General features: G+C 61.6%; 22 protein-coding genes and 1 pseudogene. 7 read left to right on the top strand and 16 right to left on the bottom strand.

From position 1 onward, the window contains the following. Window positions 1–40: 40 nt before the first annotated feature. The 3 genes and pseudogenes from AC1DTN_RS25695 to AC1DTN_RS25685 form a co-directional block, all read right to left on the bottom strand. A complete protein-coding gene (locus AC1DTN_RS25695; protein ID WP_477923182.1) occupies window positions 41–688 on the bottom strand; it encodes a hypothetical protein in 648 nt (215 codons plus the stop codon). A gap of 42 nt (window positions 689–730) precedes the next feature. Further along, window positions 731–877, bottom strand: a pseudogene (locus AC1DTN_RS25690) (nuclear transport factor 2 family protein); the annotation flags it as partial. Between the two features lie 152 nt (window positions 878–1,029). Then, window positions 1,030–1,770 carry an SDR family NAD(P)-dependent oxidoreductase gene (locus AC1DTN_RS25685; RefSeq protein ID WP_477923180.1) on the bottom strand — a complete coding sequence of 247 codons (741 nt, stop codon included), beginning with the start codon at window positions 1,768–1,770 and terminating at the stop codon, window positions 1,030–1,032. 136 nt (window positions 1,771–1,906) lie between these two features. Between AC1DTN_RS25685 and AC1DTN_RS25680 the strand changes: the two genes are divergently transcribed. Further along, on the top strand, window positions 1,907–2,581 hold the full coding sequence (locus AC1DTN_RS25680) for a TetR/AcrR family transcriptional regulator (protein WP_477923179.1): 675 nt from the start codon (window positions 1,907–1,909) through the stop codon (window positions 2,579–2,581). Between the two features lie 157 nt (window positions 2,582–2,738). On the opposite strand, the gene AC1DTN_RS25675 is transcribed toward AC1DTN_RS25680, so the two are convergent. Next, window positions 2,739–3,116 (bottom strand): nuclear transport factor 2 family protein, encoded by a 378-nt coding sequence (locus tag AC1DTN_RS25675; RefSeq protein WP_477923178.1) that lies wholly within the window; start codon window positions 3,114–3,116, stop codon window positions 2,739–2,741. Window positions 3,117–3,230: 114 nt separating this feature from the next. Here AC1DTN_RS25675 and AC1DTN_RS25670 point away from each other — a divergent pair, with 114 nt between their 5' ends. Both AC1DTN_RS25670 and AC1DTN_RS25665 read left to right on the top strand, forming a co-directional pair. After that, a complete protein-coding gene (locus AC1DTN_RS25670; protein ID WP_477923177.1) occupies window positions 3,231–3,692 on the top strand; it encodes a MarR family winged helix-turn-helix transcriptional regulator in 462 nt (153 codons plus the stop codon). A 167-nt stretch (window positions 3,693–3,859) separates the two neighbouring features. Continuing rightward, entirely contained in the window at window positions 3,860–4,339 is a 480-nt protein-coding gene (locus AC1DTN_RS25665; protein WP_477923176.1) for a Rap1a/Tai family immunity protein, read from the top strand. Between the two features lie 121 nt (window positions 4,340–4,460). Here the strand turns inward: AC1DTN_RS25665 and AC1DTN_RS25660 are convergent, their stop codons facing one another. The 7 genes from AC1DTN_RS25660 to AC1DTN_RS25630 all read right to left on the bottom strand — a co-directional run bounded on the left by AC1DTN_RS25660 (window position 4,461) and on the right by AC1DTN_RS25630 (window position 9,848). Beyond that, window positions 4,461–6,008 carry a DHA2 family efflux MFS transporter permease subunit gene (locus tag AC1DTN_RS25660; RefSeq protein WP_477923175.1) on the bottom strand — a complete coding sequence of 516 codons (1,548 nt, stop codon included), beginning with the start codon at window positions 6,006–6,008 and terminating at the stop codon, window positions 4,461–4,463. A 219-nt stretch (window positions 6,009–6,227) separates the two neighbouring features. Beyond that, window positions 6,228–7,421, bottom strand: coding sequence for an arsenite efflux MFS transporter ArsK (gene arsK / locus AC1DTN_RS25655; protein WP_477923174.1), 1,194 nt, complete (start codon window positions 7,419–7,421; stop codon window positions 6,228–6,230). Beyond that, complete coding sequence (gene arsC, locus AC1DTN_RS25650; RefSeq protein WP_477923172.1) at window positions 7,396–7,824, bottom strand: arsenate reductase (glutaredoxin); 429 nt, start codon at window positions 7,822–7,824, stop codon at window positions 7,396–7,398. The genes arsK and arsC overlap by 26 nt, the downstream gene beginning before the upstream one ends. Further along, window positions 7,821–8,525, bottom strand: coding sequence for an aquaporin (locus tag AC1DTN_RS25645; protein ID WP_477923171.1), 705 nt, complete (start codon window positions 8,523–8,525; stop codon window positions 7,821–7,823). The genes arsC and AC1DTN_RS25645 overlap by 4 nt, the downstream gene beginning before the upstream one ends. Then, the gene (gene arsN2, locus AC1DTN_RS25640) at window positions 8,522–8,965 is read right to left on the bottom strand and encodes an arsenic resistance N-acetyltransferase ArsN2 (RefSeq protein WP_477923170.1); all 444 of its coding nucleotides are present in this window, start codon (window positions 8,963–8,965) and stop codon (window positions 8,522–8,524) included. The genes AC1DTN_RS25645 and arsN2 overlap by 4 nt, the downstream gene beginning before the upstream one ends. Beyond that, window positions 8,965–9,495, bottom strand: a complete 531-nt coding sequence (locus AC1DTN_RS25635) for an arsenate reductase ArsC (protein WP_477923168.1) — start codon at window positions 9,493–9,495, stop codon at window positions 8,965–8,967. The genes arsN2 and AC1DTN_RS25635 overlap by 1 nt, the downstream gene beginning before the upstream one ends. A 17-nt stretch (window positions 9,496–9,512) precedes the next feature. Then, a complete protein-coding gene (locus AC1DTN_RS25630) occupies window positions 9,513–9,848 on the bottom strand; it encodes an ArsR/SmtB family transcription factor (RefSeq protein ID WP_477923167.1) in 336 nt (111 codons plus the stop codon). A gap of 42 nt (window positions 9,849–9,890) precedes the next feature. Between AC1DTN_RS25630 and AC1DTN_RS25625 the strand changes: the two genes are divergently transcribed. Continuing rightward, on the top strand, window positions 9,891–10,409 hold the full coding sequence (locus AC1DTN_RS25625) for a DUF6428 family protein (RefSeq protein WP_439015685.1): 519 nt from the start codon (window positions 9,891–9,893) through the stop codon (window positions 10,407–10,409). A gap of 195 nt (window positions 10,410–10,604) precedes the next feature. After that, on the top strand, window positions 10,605–11,249 hold the full coding sequence (locus AC1DTN_RS25620; protein WP_439015686.1) for a pyridoxine/pyridoxamine 5'-phosphate oxidase: 645 nt from the start codon (window positions 10,605–10,607) through the stop codon (window positions 11,247–11,249). 239 nt (window positions 11,250–11,488) lie between these two features. Here the strand turns inward: AC1DTN_RS25620 and AC1DTN_RS25615 are convergent, their stop codons facing one another. The 4 genes from AC1DTN_RS25615 to AC1DTN_RS25600 all read right to left on the bottom strand — a co-directional run bounded on the left by AC1DTN_RS25615 (window position 11,489) and on the right by AC1DTN_RS25600 (window position 14,024). Beyond that, the gene (locus tag AC1DTN_RS25615) at window positions 11,489–12,196 is read right to left on the bottom strand and encodes a GIN domain-containing protein (RefSeq protein WP_477923164.1); all 708 of its coding nucleotides are present in this window, start codon (window positions 12,194–12,196) and stop codon (window positions 11,489–11,491) included. 30 nt (window positions 12,197–12,226) lie between these two features. After that, the gene (locus AC1DTN_RS25610; RefSeq protein WP_439015688.1) at window positions 12,227–12,799 is read right to left on the bottom strand and encodes a DUF1700 domain-containing protein; all 573 of its coding nucleotides are present in this window, start codon (window positions 12,797–12,799) and stop codon (window positions 12,227–12,229) included. Beyond that, complete coding sequence (locus AC1DTN_RS25605) at window positions 12,796–13,122, bottom strand: PadR family transcriptional regulator (RefSeq protein WP_477923163.1); 327 nt, start codon at window positions 13,120–13,122, stop codon at window positions 12,796–12,798. The genes AC1DTN_RS25610 and AC1DTN_RS25605 overlap by 4 nt, the downstream gene beginning before the upstream one ends. Window positions 13,123–13,331: 209 nt before the next feature. Beyond that, window positions 13,332–14,024: a TetR/AcrR family transcriptional regulator gene (locus AC1DTN_RS25600; RefSeq protein ID WP_439015689.1), complete on the bottom strand. Its 693-nt coding sequence runs from the start codon at window positions 14,022–14,024 to the stop codon at window positions 13,332–13,334. A 204-nt stretch (window positions 14,025–14,228) separates the two neighbouring features. Here AC1DTN_RS25600 and AC1DTN_RS25595 point away from each other — a divergent pair, with 204 nt between their 5' ends. After that, a complete protein-coding gene (locus AC1DTN_RS25595; protein WP_477923160.1) occupies window positions 14,229–15,131 on the top strand; it encodes an NADP-dependent oxidoreductase in 903 nt (300 codons plus the stop codon). 23 nt (window positions 15,132–15,154) lie between these two features. After that, complete coding sequence (locus AC1DTN_RS25590) at window positions 15,155–16,351, top strand: TCR/Tet family MFS transporter (protein WP_477923211.1); 1,197 nt, start codon at window positions 15,155–15,157, stop codon at window positions 16,349–16,351. Here AC1DTN_RS25590 and AC1DTN_RS25585 read toward each other — a convergent pair. Continuing rightward, on the bottom strand, window positions 16,342–17,271 hold the full coding sequence (locus tag AC1DTN_RS25585) for a CE1 family esterase (RefSeq protein WP_477923159.1): 930 nt from the start codon (window positions 17,269–17,271) through the stop codon (window positions 16,342–16,344). The genes AC1DTN_RS25590 and AC1DTN_RS25585 overlap by 10 nt on opposite strands. Window positions 17,272–17,358 lie beyond the last annotated feature (87 nt).

Here is a 17,358-nt window from a genome sequence, read left to right as displayed (position 1 = left end):
AGCAACTACTCGTGCTGCCTCCCCTCCTGGGTTTGGCGGCCTATCGCTGCAGTTTTGGGCGCACGGTGATTTCCACGCCGGCCGCATTCGTCACGCTCGCTTGCGCGGTCACCCGATCGAGAAAGTCCTGGCGGAAAGGCGGGGGATCGCCTGGATTGACGAACAGCTTGCCGAAATTGACCGCGATGTGCTTTCGGTCGATTTCCCCCACGATCCGCTTGCACTGCTTGATATCAGCCTCATAGGCGGCATCCATGACCAGCTCGACCGCCATGACGCTGAGGTCTTCGGTCTGGTCGTAGCCGCGGCGAGCCCAGTCCTCGTCAGTCGGCGAAGCGCCCGGCGGCGTCAGCGACGGATCGCCCACGAAGGCGAAGACGGCGCGCACCTTGCCGAAGTAAACCCCGTTGCCGTCCTCGTTCCACACCTCCAGCACCGGACCGGCGGAACGATATTTCAGCGTTCCGTTGCCGCCGGTGTAGAAGCTCGAAAGCTGGTCCTGCGGCGGGCCGACATAGGCATCCACCGGCTCGAACATGACAGTGACGCTGCCGTCGCCGTCCTTGAGCAATTGGCCGTCGATGAACCAGCGTACCTCCGAGATCGGCCCGCCCTTCAGCAGGTGAAGGTCGTAGCGTGTCGTCGTCTTCAGCCGGTAGGCCAGCGCGCTATATTGTTTCTCAGGCAACTAGCAGACCCGCAACTTGACGCGGCTGCCACCATTCACGACCTAGCTTGCATCCCCGGTATCAAAGCGAACGATCCTGTCGCCCTCCATACGGAAGATGTGCGTCACAGTCTTGTCCTTCAGGCCATGACTTTGCCCCTCCAGCGGCCGGCCATTCAGATCGAATATCTTCTGGATCACCTCGACTGACTGCCGACTACCGGATCAGCTTGCGCTGGGGGGATCGACCATTGCCGATAAGGCGGGCGGCGACCTATGGCATGCATCTCCTCTGCCAGCGCCTTTGAAGGATCCGGAAAAGGCCGGCATCGGCCAGCCTCTTCCTGCCACAGCCAGCGCCCTCAGGTGTTCAAGCCGCCATCCACATTGAGGATGGCGCCTGTGATGTTCCTTGCAGCCGGGCTTGCGAGGAAGGCGACGGCAGCCGCCACATCCTGCGGCTCGCCATAGCGACCGAGCGGTATCAGGGCGCGCTGGAAGTCGGCAAATTCCCCGTCGGCCGGGTTCATGTCCGTATTGGTTGATCCCGGCTGGATCAGGTTGACGGTAACATCCCGAGGTCCGAGTTCGCGGGCGAGACCGCGCGTGAAGGACTGCAGCGCGGATTTCGTCATGTAATACACCGTGCCGGTGTCGCCAACGATGCGTTCCGCGCCGGCCGAGCCGATATTGATGACGCGGCCTCCGGCTTGCAGATGCGGAATGGCGGCCTGCGCGGCGAGCACCGGCGAGCGCACATTGACATCAAGCAGCGCATCGATCTGCGCGACGCTGAAGCCGGCAATCGTATCGTAAAGCGCGATGGCGGCATTGTTGACGAGAATGTCGAGACCGCCAAGCGCGCGAGCCGCCTCCTCCACCGAGCGCTTCACGGCCGCCGGATCGGCACTGTCGGCCTGGATTGCAAATCCCCGCCTGCCCTTGCCCTCGATAGCGCGAACGACCTCGGCGGCGCGATCGGCCGAACGCTCATAGGTGATGGCGACGTCGGCGCCCTTTTCGGCAAGCGCCACCGCAATGGCGGCGCCGATACCGCGCGATGCGCCCGTTACGAGAGCACGTTTTCCAGCAAGTTCAGTCATCAATCGTCCCTTTCTGTATTGATCGACACAGAATTAGCTAGGGACGCCGAACGCGCGCGTCAAGAATATTGTATCGATCGACACAAAATATCCCGAACCGTTGTCGAGACGCGCCGGCGGGTTTATATAGTGACCGATGCAGAAATCGGACCAGACGCCGCAAGCCCAGAATACGACGGCCAACGAGACGACAGCCACCCGTACCCGCGGGCGGCCGCGCGCCTTCGATCGGGAAGCTGCGCTCGCCAAGGCGACCCGCCTGTTCTGGGAAAAGGGTTTCGAGGCGACGTCGATCACCGACCTTACCGAGGCGATGGGCATCGGATCGCCAAGCCTCTACGCGGCCTTCGGCTCGAAGGAGGCGCTTTATGCCGAGGCATTGAACTACTACCACGAGACCAACGAGGCGCTTATCTGGGCAGGCTTTCGTGCCGCCCGCACGGCGCGCGAAGCCGTCAAGGCGCTTCTCATGGACTCGGCGGCGGTCCTGACCGGCTCCGTCGTCGATATTCCCCTCGGCTGCATGGTGTCCCTCTCCTCGGTCGGCAGCGAAGGCCATGCCGAACTCGGCGAACTGGTGCGAACCGCCCGCGCCGTCACGCTCGACCTTCTGAAACGGCGCCTGAGCCAGGCGGTATCGGCAGGTGAAATTCCAGCCTCGACCGACATCCACGGCCTCGCCCGTTTCATGCAGACCGTCCAGAACGGCATGTCGATCCTCGCCCGCGATGGAGCAAGCCGCAGCGAACTGGAATCCGTGGCCGAGGTCTCGATGCTCGGATGGGACGCCCGCACGGGAGGACGATCATAGCGCGACGACCGGCATGAGCCGGAAGTGATCATGAGGCGGCAGGTATGGCGATCTCTGCGCTCGCACGCGTGCGGTGGGAATTGCGATCTGGCTTTTCCCGACAATGGCCGTGCGCCAACGCACCGTAAGCCGACGCCGAATGACTGCCCTTCTCGGCCTAATCCGCCTCCCCGATGTCGAAGCGGACGATGCTGTCGCCCTCCATGCGGAAGATGTGCGTCACGGTCTTGTCCTTCAGCCCATGACTTTGCCCCTCCAGCGGCCGCCCGTCGAGATCAAAAACCCTCTGGATCACCTCGACCTCTATGGCACCATCGTCCGCCTGCCGAAATGCGACCGGCTCGACATGCGGGCTGACGATCGCCCATTGCCGTGTCCAGTAATCGCGAACCGCCTCACGCCCATGAACATGGCCGCCCTCCATGCCGTTCGCCCAGGCGACATCATGTGCCAACGCCGCAAGCACCCCGTCGATATCCCGCGCATTGAAGCGCTCATAGATGTGCTTGATCAGCTGCGTTTGTTTTTCCGACATGCTGTTTCCTCTCCATAACCTAGCGGGGTTCGGCCGACATTGACCAACACGGCCAGCGCAGTTACATACGTGCATATGTAGTTTACAGTCAACGGCAGGCAAGGAGCAAATGGAATGAGTGAAGACGTGCTTTTCACGCCGGGGCATCTCATCAGCCTCGCGGCGCGAGGCTTCGCCCGCCTCAGCGAGTCACGTCTGAAACCGCTCGGCTTCGGCATCGGGCAATTGCCGGTTCTGGTGGCGCTGAAAAACGGCAAGGCAAGCACGCAGCGCGACCTCGCCCGTTTCGCCAAAGTGGAACAGCCGCCGATGGCGCAAATGCTCGCGCGCATGGAGCGAGATGGCTTGATCGAGCGCACATCCGATCCGGCGGACGGTCGAAGCAGCCGCATTGTGTTGACGGAGGCCGCACAGGAACGCATGCCCGAAGCAATCGCGACCTTGTTTCAGGGGAATCGCGAGGCGCTAAATGGCTTCACACACGCGGAGACGGAACAACTCATAACCTTGCTGACGCGGTTGATTGCAAATCTGGATAAAATTGCGAGTGCCGATCCGCCCCGACGCTATCCGTGACTGGTGGCTACGTTGCAGCCAACAGCAAAACCCATCGCGCCTAAATCAACCGCGCTGGCAATTTACAACCACATTCGCGGGCAAAAACGCAGGCAGGCGAAACTGGTGTTGACGGCAACCTGGGATATCGGAATAAGTCACTCGACTATAGCTGTGCGGATTTAACAATGCGATTTCGACTAACAATTTTGCTCGCTTTTTTTGTGACCTTTTCTCCTTCATTCAGCGCAGCCGATCCACGGCCCGGAGAAGTCATCTGGGAGGCTGAAACGGGTGAAATGCTGCTAAACGATTGCAATCCTTACATTCGGATATTGAACGAGGATTTCGAAGGCATGACTGCCAAAGACTATTTTCACGCCGGTCTATGCAAGGGTTCGATAGAAGCAGCGTACGACACCATGGCCCTCAATAGGGATCTCTTCAAGGGCGCAGCCGATCGGCCCGTCTTCTGCGTCAGTCACACGGTTTCATCGGCAAGGATGGCAAAAACGGTTGTCGCTTACGGTGATGCGCACCCGGAATTTCAAAAAGTGAACGCGCAATCCCTGATCGGCTGGGCACTCGCCGATGCCTATCCATGCCCCGCCGCGGAATGGGTGGAAGAACCCGGCGTCTGTAAAGGCAATGATGAAAATTGCGGATAAGTGCGGGAAACGCCGCGAAAGATGGAAGCCCGTTGAAGTTTAGATCTCGATCGACATAGATGGCAACAAGACTGCTTCGAACCGGCAATACTCGCGCGTCATCCGGTCACCATCCTGCCCTTCACCTCGCCGTCGCCGTCACCTTCTTCGCAAACGGCACCCACAGCAGCGCACAAGCCGTCAGCACCGCAACCACCATCCACGCCTCGTTGAGCGCCTGAACGGTTGCCGCCGTCTGCACCAGCGGATCGAGCATCGACGTCGTATCGGCATCGAACTCTCCCTGATGCCCCGCAATCGCCTGCAGTGGCGCACCGACGAATGCCGCAACGTCCACATCCCCCGCTTTCAGCCGGTTCCAAATGCCGTCCCCGAGTGGTTCCGAGCGGGTGTAGACAACAGTGTCGATCAGCGCGATGCCGATTGCGCCGCCGAGGTTGCGCATCAGGTTGAACAAGCCGCTGGCATCGGGAATGCGCTCCGGCGGTAAAGTGCCGAGCGCGAGCCGCGTCGGCGGCAGCAGGCAGAACATGATGGCGATGCCGCGGATGATCTGCGGCCAGAACATCGCGTCATAATCGGTCTGCGGATCCTGAAAGGCGCTCATGCCGATGCCGATGGCAAAGAGCGTAAAGCCCGCCGCAGACAGCAACCGGGCATCCATCCGCTTTTCCAGGGCCACCGCGATAGGCGCGGTGACGAGCTGGGCAATGCCCGTCACCAGCATCGTCATGCCGATTTCGAGAGCATTGTGGCCACGCACGAAGGCGAGAAACACAGGCATGAGATAGACCGAGCCGAAGAGGCCGATGCCGAGAATGAAGCTCATTGCCGAGCCGGCCAGAAAGTTCCTGTCGCGGAAATTCCGGAGCTCGACCAGGGGTATGCGTCGGCGCAGCGAGCGCCATGCGAACACGAATCCCGAGACCGCCGACAGGCCGATAAGGCCAGCGACATAAAGCGAGGTCCAGCCGCTCGTCGGCGCCTCCTTGAGGCCGATCTCCAGTGCGGCAAGGCTTCCCGCCATCAGCAGCAGTGACAGAGCATCGAGCTGCCACAGCTCGGAGAGGTTGACGCCCTCCCGCGGAAGCGAGCGCATGGCGACGAGTGCCGCCACAATGCCGGGAATGATATTGATCAGGAACAGCCAGTGCCACGAATAGGTCTCCGTCAGCCAGCCGCCGACGATAGGCCCGACGGTCGGCGCGAGAACCGCAAGAACACCGGCAATCGTCGTCGCAAGCGCCTGGCGCTCATCGGGAAACAGGATGAAGACCGCCGAAAACACCGAGGGGATGAGAGTGCCGCCAGAAAAGCCCTGAATGACCCGCCAGGCGACGAGCCCGCCAAAACTGTCGCTCGCCGCACAGCCCGCCGAGGCGATCACGAACAGTGACAGCGACGTCACGAAGAGCCAGCGCATCGTCAGCAGGCGGGTGAGAAACCCCGTCAGCGGTATCGCCACCACTTCGGCGATGAGATAGGCGGTCTGCACCCAGCTCATCTGATCCGGATGGATATCGAGCGCGGACTGGATGGTCGGAAGCGATGTTGCGACGACCTGAACGTCGAGGATCGCCATGAACATGCCGAGGCACATCGCCAGAAAGCCGATCCATCTGAGGTGAGATGGAGCTGCCGATAAAACGAGTTCAGACCGGTCGGGCATGGAATGGTCCTAGAGCGGTTCCAGCAAAAGTGCGCAGCGGTTTTGCGTCCGGAATTGCGTGAAAAACAAAGATATGGAGCATCGTTCTCAGCCCTGATCTACATGTCAGGGTCAACGCATCGACGACGGACAATAGCAGGGCATGGAGTGGCATGCCAAAGCATAATGGGAGGATTGCGACTGCCGTGATCACAAAGAGGTGGTGTTCGGCAGATACCGCTACCGCGCTGCTGCGATGAGAAGAAAGGCAATAATGGAGAGCCCTCCGAGGGCAGCAGTGATGCCGAGCGATGGCGCAATGCCGATATTTGCCATGCCGAAGGCCAGGACGAAGGGAGCAAGTGCGGAAAGGATCAGCCGCGCCGCCATCATCTTGCCCTGCAGCTTGCCGTAGCCATCACTGCCGAAAAGCTGCAGCGGCAGCGTGCCGGTGACGATGCTGAGCAGGCCGTTGCCCATGCCGAAGATGACGGCAAAGAGCATTGCCCCCGCCACTGAAGGTGCCGTCAGCAGAAGCACCAGCACGCTGCCGGGGATCAGCACTGCCGAAATCAGCGCCAGCGAGAGCGCCGGAAGCCCCTTGCCGAAGATCATGTTGATCAGCCGGCTGCCGACCTGCGAGGGGCCGAACAAGGTGCCCACCAGCGCCGCGATGCCGCCAAGCCCGAGCCCTGACAAGAGCGGCACCATATGCACCAGCATCGCCGAACCGACGAGCGACATCAGCGAAAAGCCCGTGACCATCAGGCCGAATCCAAGGCGGCGGCGCGCCGGCGGCAGAATGCCTTCCACGTGCGGCGCAGCTGTTGATGCCGTTGCCAGCCGCTCGGCCGCACCGCGCGAAAGCCACGCATGAAGGGGTACGCAGACGGCCATGTTGAGGGCGGCAAAGACCAGATATACGTTCTGCCATGAAAGGGCGGCATGCAGCGCCGTGGTGATCGGCCAGAAGATCGTCGAGGCGAAACCGGCAATCAGCGTCAGATAAGTGATGCTGCGCGAGGCGACCCGCGGCCGCAGTTGTACGAGCAGCGCGAAGGCAGCCCCATATTGCACGAAATTGGCGGCAACCTCGATGGCGATAAGGGCCGCGACATAGGAAGCCTTGCCGGGCGCATAGGCGCAGGCAACGAGCGCGAGCGCAGCAACCGCCGAGCCCGATGTCATCACCCGCCCTGCCCCGATCCTGTCGATCAGCACGCCGAGCCACGGTGCCGTCACGCCGCCGGTCAAAAGTGCAACTGAAAGCGCCCCGAAAATCCATTCGTTCGACCAGCCGAACGTAGCAGCCATATCGGAAGCAAGAATGCTGAAACTGTAATAGAGGGTGCCGTAGCCGATGATCTGGGTAATGCCGAGTGCGATAATGGCAGAGACCGGCACGCGCTCAGACAAGGCGCTTACCATCAGCATCGAGAACCTGCTCGCCGTCTTCCTTCGTGAACGGGCCTTTATGCGTGTCCGGCAGAATGTCCAGCACCACTTCCGAAGGCCGCGCGAGGCGCGTGCCGAGCGGCGTGATGACAAAGGGGCGATTGATCAGGATCGGATCCTTGAGCATCGCGTCCAGCAGTTGCTCGTCCGTCAGATCGGGATTGTCGAGGCCAAGCTCGGCATAGGGTGTGCCCTTTTCGCGGATCGCACCGCGGACGCTCAAACCGGCATCCGCAATCATCTTGATTAGCTGTTCGCGCGACGGCGGGTTTTGCAGATATTCGATGACTGATGGTTCGATGCCCGCATTGCGGATCATCGCCAGCGTGTTGCGCGAGGTGCCGCATTCCGGGTTGTGATAGATCGTAACATCAATAGTCATGAGGCGGATTCCGTCTTGGTGAGGGTTTCAGGATTGCGGGCATCCATCAGCAGCCATCCCGCGAGCATCAGCGCCAGCAATGCGCCGAGGACTTCGGCGACCATGAAGCCCGGCAGATCGATCGGGCGGATGCCGGAAAACGTGTGCGTCAGCGATCGGGCGATTGCGACTGCCGGGTTGGCAAAGGAGGTGGACGCGGTGAACCAATAGGCAGCGGTGATATAGAGGCCGACCAACCATGCCACGGCATCGGCGCGAAACCTGATGCCGGCGAGGATGACGAAGACGAGGCCGAAGGTTGCCGTAGCTTCGGAGAGCCATTGCGCCCCCCCTGATCGTACGGTTTCCGACGCCTGCAGCAAGGGCAGTGCGAACATGCCATGCGCAAGCATCGTGCCGGCAATGCCGCCGGCGATCTGGGCGATGATATAGGCCGGAAGCGACGAGGCTGGCAGTTCACGCCGGAGCGCGAAGACCATCGAGACGACTGGGTTGAAATGCGCGCCGGAGATCGGGCCGAGGATGGTGATCAGCACGACGAGCATTGCCCCCGTTGCCAACGTATTGCCGAGCAGCGCAAGTGCCGTATCGTCCGTCAGGCTATCGGCCATGATCCCCGAGCCGACAACGGTTGCCACGAGCAGCATGGTGCCGAGCGCTTCGGCGACCAACCGCCGCGACAGAGGAAATACCGCACTCATTCCGGCAGGCTCCGGACCATCAGGGCGGCGGATGCCGGGCACAGGCTTGCGGCCTGGCGCGTCGTCAGGATGGCGGTCGGCGCTTCATCCCGGGCGATCGGACGAAAGCCGAGCGATTGAAAGAAAGGGGCGGCTGATTCCGTCAGCAGATAGGCGGCTGCGGCACCCTTCCTATGGGCCGCATCAAGCAGGCCAAGGGTGATCGCATGGCCGAAGCCAAAGCCTTGCTGATCGGACAGCACGACAATGGACCGCAGGAGCGCGGCCTCGCCATAGAGTTCCAGTCCGCCGAAGCCGACCGTCTCACCGTCGCGCGAAAATCGGTAGAAGCTTCGGCCGGCATCTGTGAGGTCGTCGACCGGAAGCCCGGCGCCTGCGAGCGCCGCGCGAAGGCTGTCGTCGTGGCCTTCGACGGCCTGCTGGTTCAAATCGAACCCCATCAGCTTACCTGGGGCTGCTTGATGCTGGCGCCTTCCATCGAGCCGATCTGGCGCAGGTGCGTTTCCAGCGCCAGCTTGTCGATCGAGGCGATTGGCAGGCTGATGAAGGACATGATGCGGTTCTTGAGGAAGCGGGCGGCCTGGGCGAAGGCACGACCTATTTCAACTTCATTGCCTTCGACCGCGGCCGGATCCTCGACGCCCCAATGGGCGGTCATCGGATGGCCGATCCACACCGGGCAAGCCTCGCCGGCGGCGCTGTCGCAGACCGTGAAAATGAAATCCATCTCCGGCGCACCCGCTTCGGCGAATTCATCCCAGCTTTTCGAGCGAAAGCCCGTTGCAGGATAACCCAGCGCTTCAAGCTCCTTCAGGGCATGCGGATTGACCGCACCCTTCGGCTGGCTGCCGGCCGAATAAGCCCTAAAGCGGCCTTTGCCTTCCGTATTCAGGATGGATTCGGCCAGGACCGAACGGGCAGAATTGCCCGTGCAGAGAAAGAGCACATTGTAGACGCGGTCTGTAGTCATTGCAGTTTCTCCTCCATTTAAGGGGTGCAGCAGGCCGCGACCTCCGCTGCCGGCGCACAGATTTCCGGATGACCGGAGCAGCAGTCCTCCATCAGGAAGCGGATAAGGCCGCCGAGCGCATCGTAATTCGCCGTGTAGATGATCGAACGGGATTCGCGCTGCTGCGCGATCAGGCCGGAGCGTTCCAGTTCCTTCAGATGGAAGGATACGTTCGACGGCGACACCTCGAGCTTCTCCGCAATTGCGCCGGCCGCCATGCCGTCAGGGCCGGCGACGACAAGCATGCGGATGATGTGCAGTCGCGTCTCCTGCGACAATGCGCCGAATGCGATCAGGGCTTGACGTTGATCCATATTTCAACAATCCTTGAATAATTGAAGCGAGGAATAACGCAGATGAACGCGATCGACAACAGCAAAATGCAGAAGGACGATATCACCCTCGGCGAACTCATGAGCATCCTCTCCGGCGCCAAGGATTCACCGCTGGTTTTTTACTATGACGGCCGCCCGGTGAAGCCCGGCTATCATGTCACCGAAGTCAAGGCCGGGCAGTTCCAGGCGCTGGACTGCGGAGCCAATCCGGAAGCCTGGAGCGAGATCTTCATTCAGCTTTGGGATATCGAAGAGGACGATCGCACCCATATGCCATCAGGCAAATTCCATGCGATCATCCGCAAGGTCACCGAGCATGTGAAGCTTGATGATTCGGCCAAGCTGACATTCGAAGTCAGCGACGGCGTTCAGCCGATGCAGCTCTATTGCGCGGCAATGCCGACGCTTCGCGCCGGCGCCGTCCATGTCGAGCTTGCACCGCGGCCGGCGAGCTGCAAGCCGCGCGACCGATGGCTCGCCGAACAAAGCCAATCGAGCTCCTGCTGCGGCCCGAGCAGCGCCGCCAAGTGCTGCGGCTGAGCGACTGCAATGTGCATTTTCTGAACATTGAGTGTTCGATCATATCGGTTTCCATGCTGCGCCTGATCGTGTTTCATCCACGCCAGAGAAACGATGATTTCCATCAGGGAACAACAGCGCGATGACGCGGCCGGCTCGGCAGGAGCCGCGTCCGCCGGCCGGGCCGTTCCCGCAAGGACCCCGAGAGGTGATGCCATGAAGGATGAATTGCGCGAGCTGGTCTCACTCGCCGGCCCCTACCCCCCATTCGATGCGGATGCCACACCAGACGATCCGCGCGACCTCTTCTCGTCATGGCTGCGCGATGCCATCGTATCAGGTGTCCGCGAGCCGCATGCCATGGTGCTCTCGACAACAGACGAAAATGGCGCACCCGACGCCCGCGTTCTCATCCTCAAGAATCTCGACGCCAGGGGCTGGCATTTCGCCACATCAGACAATGGCCCAAAGGGCCGGCAGATCGCCGTCAACCCCTACGTTGCGCTGACCTTCTACTGGCCGGCGCTCGGCCGGCAGGTGCGGCTGCGCGGTATCGCCTTTCCCGCGGGCGAGCAGGAGCGATCCGCCGATTTCCGCGCCCGCTCGCTCAGCGCCAGGGCCGCGGCACTCGCCGGCCGGCAGAGCCAGCCGCTGCCATCGCGCCGGGAACTCGACGCCGCGATCGACGAACAGGCCAAACGCGTCCACGCCGATCCCGATATCGTCGCACCGAACTGGCAGCTCTTTATCGTCATGCCGCATGAGGTCGAATTCTGGCAGGGCGCCGAAGACCGGCTGCATCACCGGCTCTTATACCGGCGGGAAAAGCCCGGCTGGCTGCGCGAGCGGCTCTGGCCATGAGCCCGAGACCTGCGCGGGTGCGATCAGACGCAAAATATCGAAGAATCTGAATCCCGCCCCTTGCAATCCGCCTCGCCACGTATCATATCCCGGCTTCACCTGAAAACGGACTTGCGCTTGGTATTGACGTTCGTCGAGCCGCGTTCGAGTTCACAGGACAAGGGCGCTCCCCGCAAGGGTCGAGCGCCCTTTTGATTCCGGCCGATGGGCGGGAGGGCCGCACCATCAGGCCACGCCTGTCACGGCGCTTGCACGATGCGGCCGCTGCCTCTTATCTCCGAACGTCGAATGGCTGGGTTACCGGACAGCTCGACATCGCCACTTCCGAATATCGAGATGTCCGCATTCGCCTTTGCAGTCATTTGCGCGTCGCCACTGCCGCGGATCAGGATCTGTGCGGACTTGGCGGTCAGATCCTTCAGCCGCGCCGCTCCCGAACCGGAAATATCCACGCCGACCGTATCGGCCGTTCCAGTCGCGGCAACGCTGCCGCTTCCGCGGATGCTCAGCCGCAGTTGAGGCTGATTGATCTGCGATAAGGTCAGGTCGCCGCTGCCGAGCAATTTCCAGTCGGTGATCGCCGGTCCGGAGACGCTGACATCGAGCCCGGACGCAAACCAGCCCGGATCACAATCCAGGCTCAGCCTGCCGCCTTCCAGCCGCACATGGTCGAGAAGCGTTGGATCGCCGCTCACGACAGCTTCCGCCGTATCTCCGGGCTGATAGCGCACTGAAGCTGGCAAATCGATCGTCAAACCGTCGCCGGCGGCAAGCGGTAAAATAATCTTCTGCCTGATAGAGGCGGTCGATCCGCAGGTGGACTGCGTCGCATTCCACAATTGCCTTGCATCGGTCCAATCCCGGCCGGAAAGCCCGATACCCAGCGCCAAAAAGACGGCTGCACCAATCGTTCCCGCCGTGGCGACGAATGCCAATTTTCCGATCATTGTCCAGTTCCCTCACACACTGTGATGAATTCAAACGCGGCCCTGATCCACCTGAGCCAGGCGGAAGTGTAGCCGGGCATAGTGGCCAAGCACGCGTATGCCCGCGCCCAGTCCCATCAGCAGCAACGCACCGCCACCCAGCAGGCAGCTCAAAAGCCCGGCGCCGATAAACAGGCGCGCGACGACTGCCGTCACTGGTTCACCGAACTGGAACAGCAATGTGGTGAAGATGATCTTCACACCGACTGCGCCGATGACTGCCAGCCCGATTGCAAGGCCGGTCGCAACCGCAATGGTGACGATCAGCAACGGCAGCAGGAAAAGAATGTCGACGATCGCAAGGCCGGCGAGCGCCATCGCGGCCCCCGCAAGGTTCGACAGGCTCCACTGCGCTTCGAAACGGCGCAGTCCGGCGTCGGCGCGCAATTCCCTGGCAGTTCTGGCCGGATCGCCCAACGCAGCCGCGACCTCCTCATCGCTGCGGCCAGAGGCATTGGATTCGGCAAAATGGGCGGCGTAGTCGCCGACGATCTCTTCGATCTCCTGAGGCGGCAGACCGGCAAGTCCCAGTCTCAGCGTGCGTAAGAAGGCATCCCTCGTCATGGCAAATCCTCGAGAAGTTTATCGACTGCGTCAGCGAAGGAGCGCCAGTCACGGCGATGAGCTTCGAATATCGTCTGGCCGAGTGGCGTCAGCCGGTAATATTTGCGCGGCGGCCCGCTGCTCGACTCGACGATACGGGTGGCCACCAGGCCGTCATTCTGCATCCGGCGCATCAGCGGATAGATCGTGCCTTCCCCCATGCCGACGGCATCGACCAGTGTGCTGGCGATTTCGTAGCCATAGCTCTCGCCGCGTGAAAGCACGGCCAGTACGCATAGGTCGAGGGCGCCTTTCCGCAATTGAACTTGGATCGAGTCGCTCATGGATACCTCTGCTTTAAAGATTAGATATAACAAGCTATCTGTTTATACAAGGTAGTGTCGAAAATTTCTGACGCGACCGGTCAAGACCTTGATGCGGCGGCTTCACCTGAAAACAGACTTGCGCTTGGTATCGACGTCGGTTGAGCCGAGCTCACAGGACAAGGACGCTCCCCCGCAGACGTGGAGCACCCATTTTTATTCCAGCAGAATCAGGCGTAAGCCGTGCCCGCCATGGCCGCCTTTACACCTGCACTCCCCTGATCGACGAGCGCGAGAAAGACAGCCTTCGCCTTCACCGTATCCCGCCCCTGCCGAAAAGTCCGGTGCGCCTCGATGAAAGCGACGCTCCAACTCGCCAACAGCATGGCGGCCGCGAGCTTGGCGGTCGTATCAGCGGGGTCTTGGCCGACGGATTCGGCGAGCGCCACCGCCAATTCCCGAGCGATCTCGTCGCGGATCGCCCGCGCCCTCGCCTTCAGCGTTTCGCTGTTCTCCACTGTCTCGATAAAGCCCTGGCTCGCCGTGGAAAATAACAGATAAGGCGTCTGCTGCCTGACGAGTTGATGCGCGAGCAGGCGCAAGGTCTCGATGGGTGAAACACTGCCGTCGCGCTGCCGCAGCGCTTCGCGCAGGGTCTCGCGCGCCTCCTCGTCGCGGTCGAAGAACATGTCCTCCTTGCGGGGGAAGTGGTTGAACACGGTCATCCGCCCGACATCGGCAGCGGCAGCGATCTCATCGACCGTCACATTCTCGAAACCGCGCTCGAAAAACAACCGGTCGGCGGCAAGCGAGATGGCGCGGCGCGTGGCGAGGCGCTTGCGGGATCGCCGGTCCAGCGGCCCCGAATCCGAGACTTCCACATCTGAAGGGGCTGAGGGTGTTTTATCTGATGGCTTCGGCATGGCGCTCCCAATAGCAGGATTTATGTACTGAGTACATCAATCTTGACAGCGAGTGTCCGAGATCCTATTACTGTACTCAGTACACATTTGGATGAAGTACAGCATAAATCCGTTAAACCTGTCCCCCTGGAAGCGCGCGGCCGTGCTCGTGACCGCGAACGGAATAGCTGTGCCCTGCATCCGCCGCCCCGAAAGGACAAACACTTGAAAGCTATTCAATTCAGCCGCTATGGCGGCCCCGAAGTCCTCGAATTCGTCGAGATCGAGGCACCGCATCCCGGCCCCCGCGAAGTGCGGATCGCGGTGCGCGCCGCCGGCGTCAACCCGTCCGACTGGAAGCGCCGCGAAGGGCAATATCGTGCCTTCGAGGAGGTGCACTTTCCCGCAGCCCTCGGCGTCGAAGCCTCCGGCATCGTCGACGAGGTCGGCCCCGATGTCTCCAATACCTATGTCGGCGATGCCGTCTTCGGTTATGGCAACGGCACGATGGCCGAACATGCCGTCCTCACGCACTGGGTCCACAAGCCGGATGACCTGCCCTTCGAGATAGCCGGCGCCCTCCCCGTCATATCGGAGACGGCATGGCGCAGCCTCGACGAACTCTGCGTCAAAGCCGGAGAGACGTTGCTGGTCAGCGGTGCCGCAGGCGGCATCGGCTCCGCCATCCTCCAGCTTGCCCGCATCAGGGGCATCACCGTCATCGGCACCGCCAGCCCGCAGAAACACGATTACCTCAGGGAACTCGGCGCCATCCCGACGACCTACGGGCCCGGCCTCGCTGAGCGGGTGCGGCAGCTTGCGCCCGATAGCATCGACGCGGCAATCGACGTCGCCGGCTCCGGTATCATCCCCGAACTGATCGCGATCACAGGCGATCCCGCCCACGTTCTCTCCGTCGCCGATTTCTCGGCCGAGGAGTACGGCGCGAAATTCTCGCACGGCCCGCCGAAAGAGCCGGAGCGGGTGCTGGCCGATGTGGCCCGGCTCTATTCCAAGGGTCTTTTCCGCCTGCGCATCGAGCAAGCCTTTCCGCTGGAGAAGACGGCCGAAGCACAGATCGTCAGCGCCGCCGGCCGTGTCACCGGCAAACTCGTCATTTCTCCATGAGCTCCCCCATGAACAAATCTGGCATGAACAAACCGCTCGTCGTCATCTTCACCGCCATCTGCCTCGATGCCGTCGGCATTGGGCTGATCTTCCCCATCCTGCCCCACCTTCTTCAGGACGTGACCCAGACGCAGGACATCGCCTTCTATGTCGGCCTCATGACGGCGCTCTATGCCGCCATGCAGTTCGTCTTCGCCCCCGTGCTCGGCGCGCTCAGCGACACGATCGGCCGGCGCCCCGTGCTGCTGATCTCGCTTGCCGGTGCCGCGATCAATTACGCCATCATGGCCTTTGCGCCATCCCTCACTCTGCTGCTGATCGGCCGCGCCATCGCCGGCCTCACCAGCGCCAATATGTCGGTCGCCTCGGCCTATATCACCGATATTTCGCCTGCCGATCAGCGCACACGCCGCTTCGGCCTGTTCAACGCCATGTTCGGCGCCGGCTTCATCATCGGCCCGGTCCTTGGCGGGTTGCTCGGCGATTACTGGCTGCGCCTGCCCTTCATCGCCGCCGCCGTACTCAACGCCTGCAATCTGCTGCTTGCCCTCTTTGTCCTGCCAGAATCCCACACACCGTCTCGCCAGAAGATCGATCTCGCCACGCTGAACCCGCTGCGGCCGCTGAAATGGATCGTCTCGATGAAAGGGCTGCTGCCCATCGTGCTGGTCTATTTCGTCTTCAGCGCCGCCGGCGAATCCTACGGCACCTGCTGGGCGCTCTGGGGCTTTGACACTTTCGGCTGGAACGGATTCTGGATCGGCCTGTCGCTCGGCGCCTTCGGCATCTGCCAGACCCTCTGCCAAGCCTTCCTGCCGGGGCCGGCAACCCGCCTGCTCGGCGAGCGCTGGTCGGTCATGACAGGCATCGCCGCCGCCGCGATCGCCCTCCTCGTGATGGCACTAGCCAACCAGGGCTGGATGATCTTCGCCATCATGCCGGTCTTCACCCTCGTCGGCATCGGCAATCCCGCCTTCCAGGCGCTCGCCACCCGCACGGTCGAGCCCGACCGCCAAGGCGAGCTGCAGGGCGTGCTCGCCTCCACCGTCTCCCTCGCCTCCATCATCGCGCCGCTCGGCTTTTCATCCCTCTATTTCGTGACGCGACAGAACTGGCCGGGCGGCATCTGGCTCTCGGTGATCGCCCTCTACGCGATCGCAGTGCCGCTGGTGCTGATGAGCACGAGAACCCGTGGTGAATGTCTCGATCATCAACGGTGAAACTCCCTGAAGAAGTTCCACACCTCAACCGCTGTCTCGATATCGCCGCTGCATCCCCCGAAACGAGGTCCATCTACCGGATCATCATGACCGGAGCTGGTATCGGACTTGGCGAGACGGGGCCAGCAATGGCCGCCGTTTTCGACGCGATACAACTGAACTCCCGTATCGGCCCGGCATCCGGACCATTGGACCAGACTGGCGCGGGTCAGGTCATGCGGGTCGAGATGCGGCAGCGCCGTGGCATTTTCCCCGGTGCACCCATCGATCCGGCGCCAATATTCCGTTGTCTCCGGAACGGAAAGCAGCCTACCGAATGAGCGGATATAACCATCGTAGCGCTGCACGTCATCATCAGTGCCGTTCACCATCATGACCGGCATGGCGTGGCCGGGCTTGCAGTCTTCGACCTGCGCTTCATTTATCGCGCTGGCGACGGGAGCAATCGCTGATATCCTGTCCGGAAGCGCGCAGGCCAGCGTATAGGTCATCAGCGCGCCGAACGAGAAGCCCGTGGCATAGACCCTTGTGCCGTCGGCAATCTTCCGGCTCACCAGATCGTCGATCATGGTGCGGAAAAAGCCGATGTCATCGACCGGCTCGCCATTGATGACGGGTCTCCTGGATTTGATATTCCAGGCACCGTCGATCGCTTCCGGATAAAGAGTGACGAAGTTCCTGCTGTCAGCGACAGCATCAAATCCGCTGTTTTTCTGGAAATTCACGGCCTTGTCGTCTGACCCGTACATCACGACGACAAGCGGTGCGGGCTGTCCTTCCGCTCCCTTGGGAATATGCAGGATTGCGGTGCGGTCCACGCCCTGCCACTTGTAAGTCAGGACTTCATCGGCATGAGCGGCCGCCCAGCCGAGAAAAAAAAGGAAGGCGGCAAATGGCAGGCGGAGCAATGCGCGGCACATGAAACATTCCCGCTTCCTGAAGAAAATACAGCGACGAACATAAGTCATTCCGTATCACTGGCAATGATCGAAACAAGCGACGCCTAG

Source organism: Rhizobium sp. 01T444 (genome assembly GCF_056398305.1).
The sequence above is the reverse complement of the archived record's forward strand: the minus strand, read 5'-3'. Positions and strand labels throughout refer to the sequence as shown.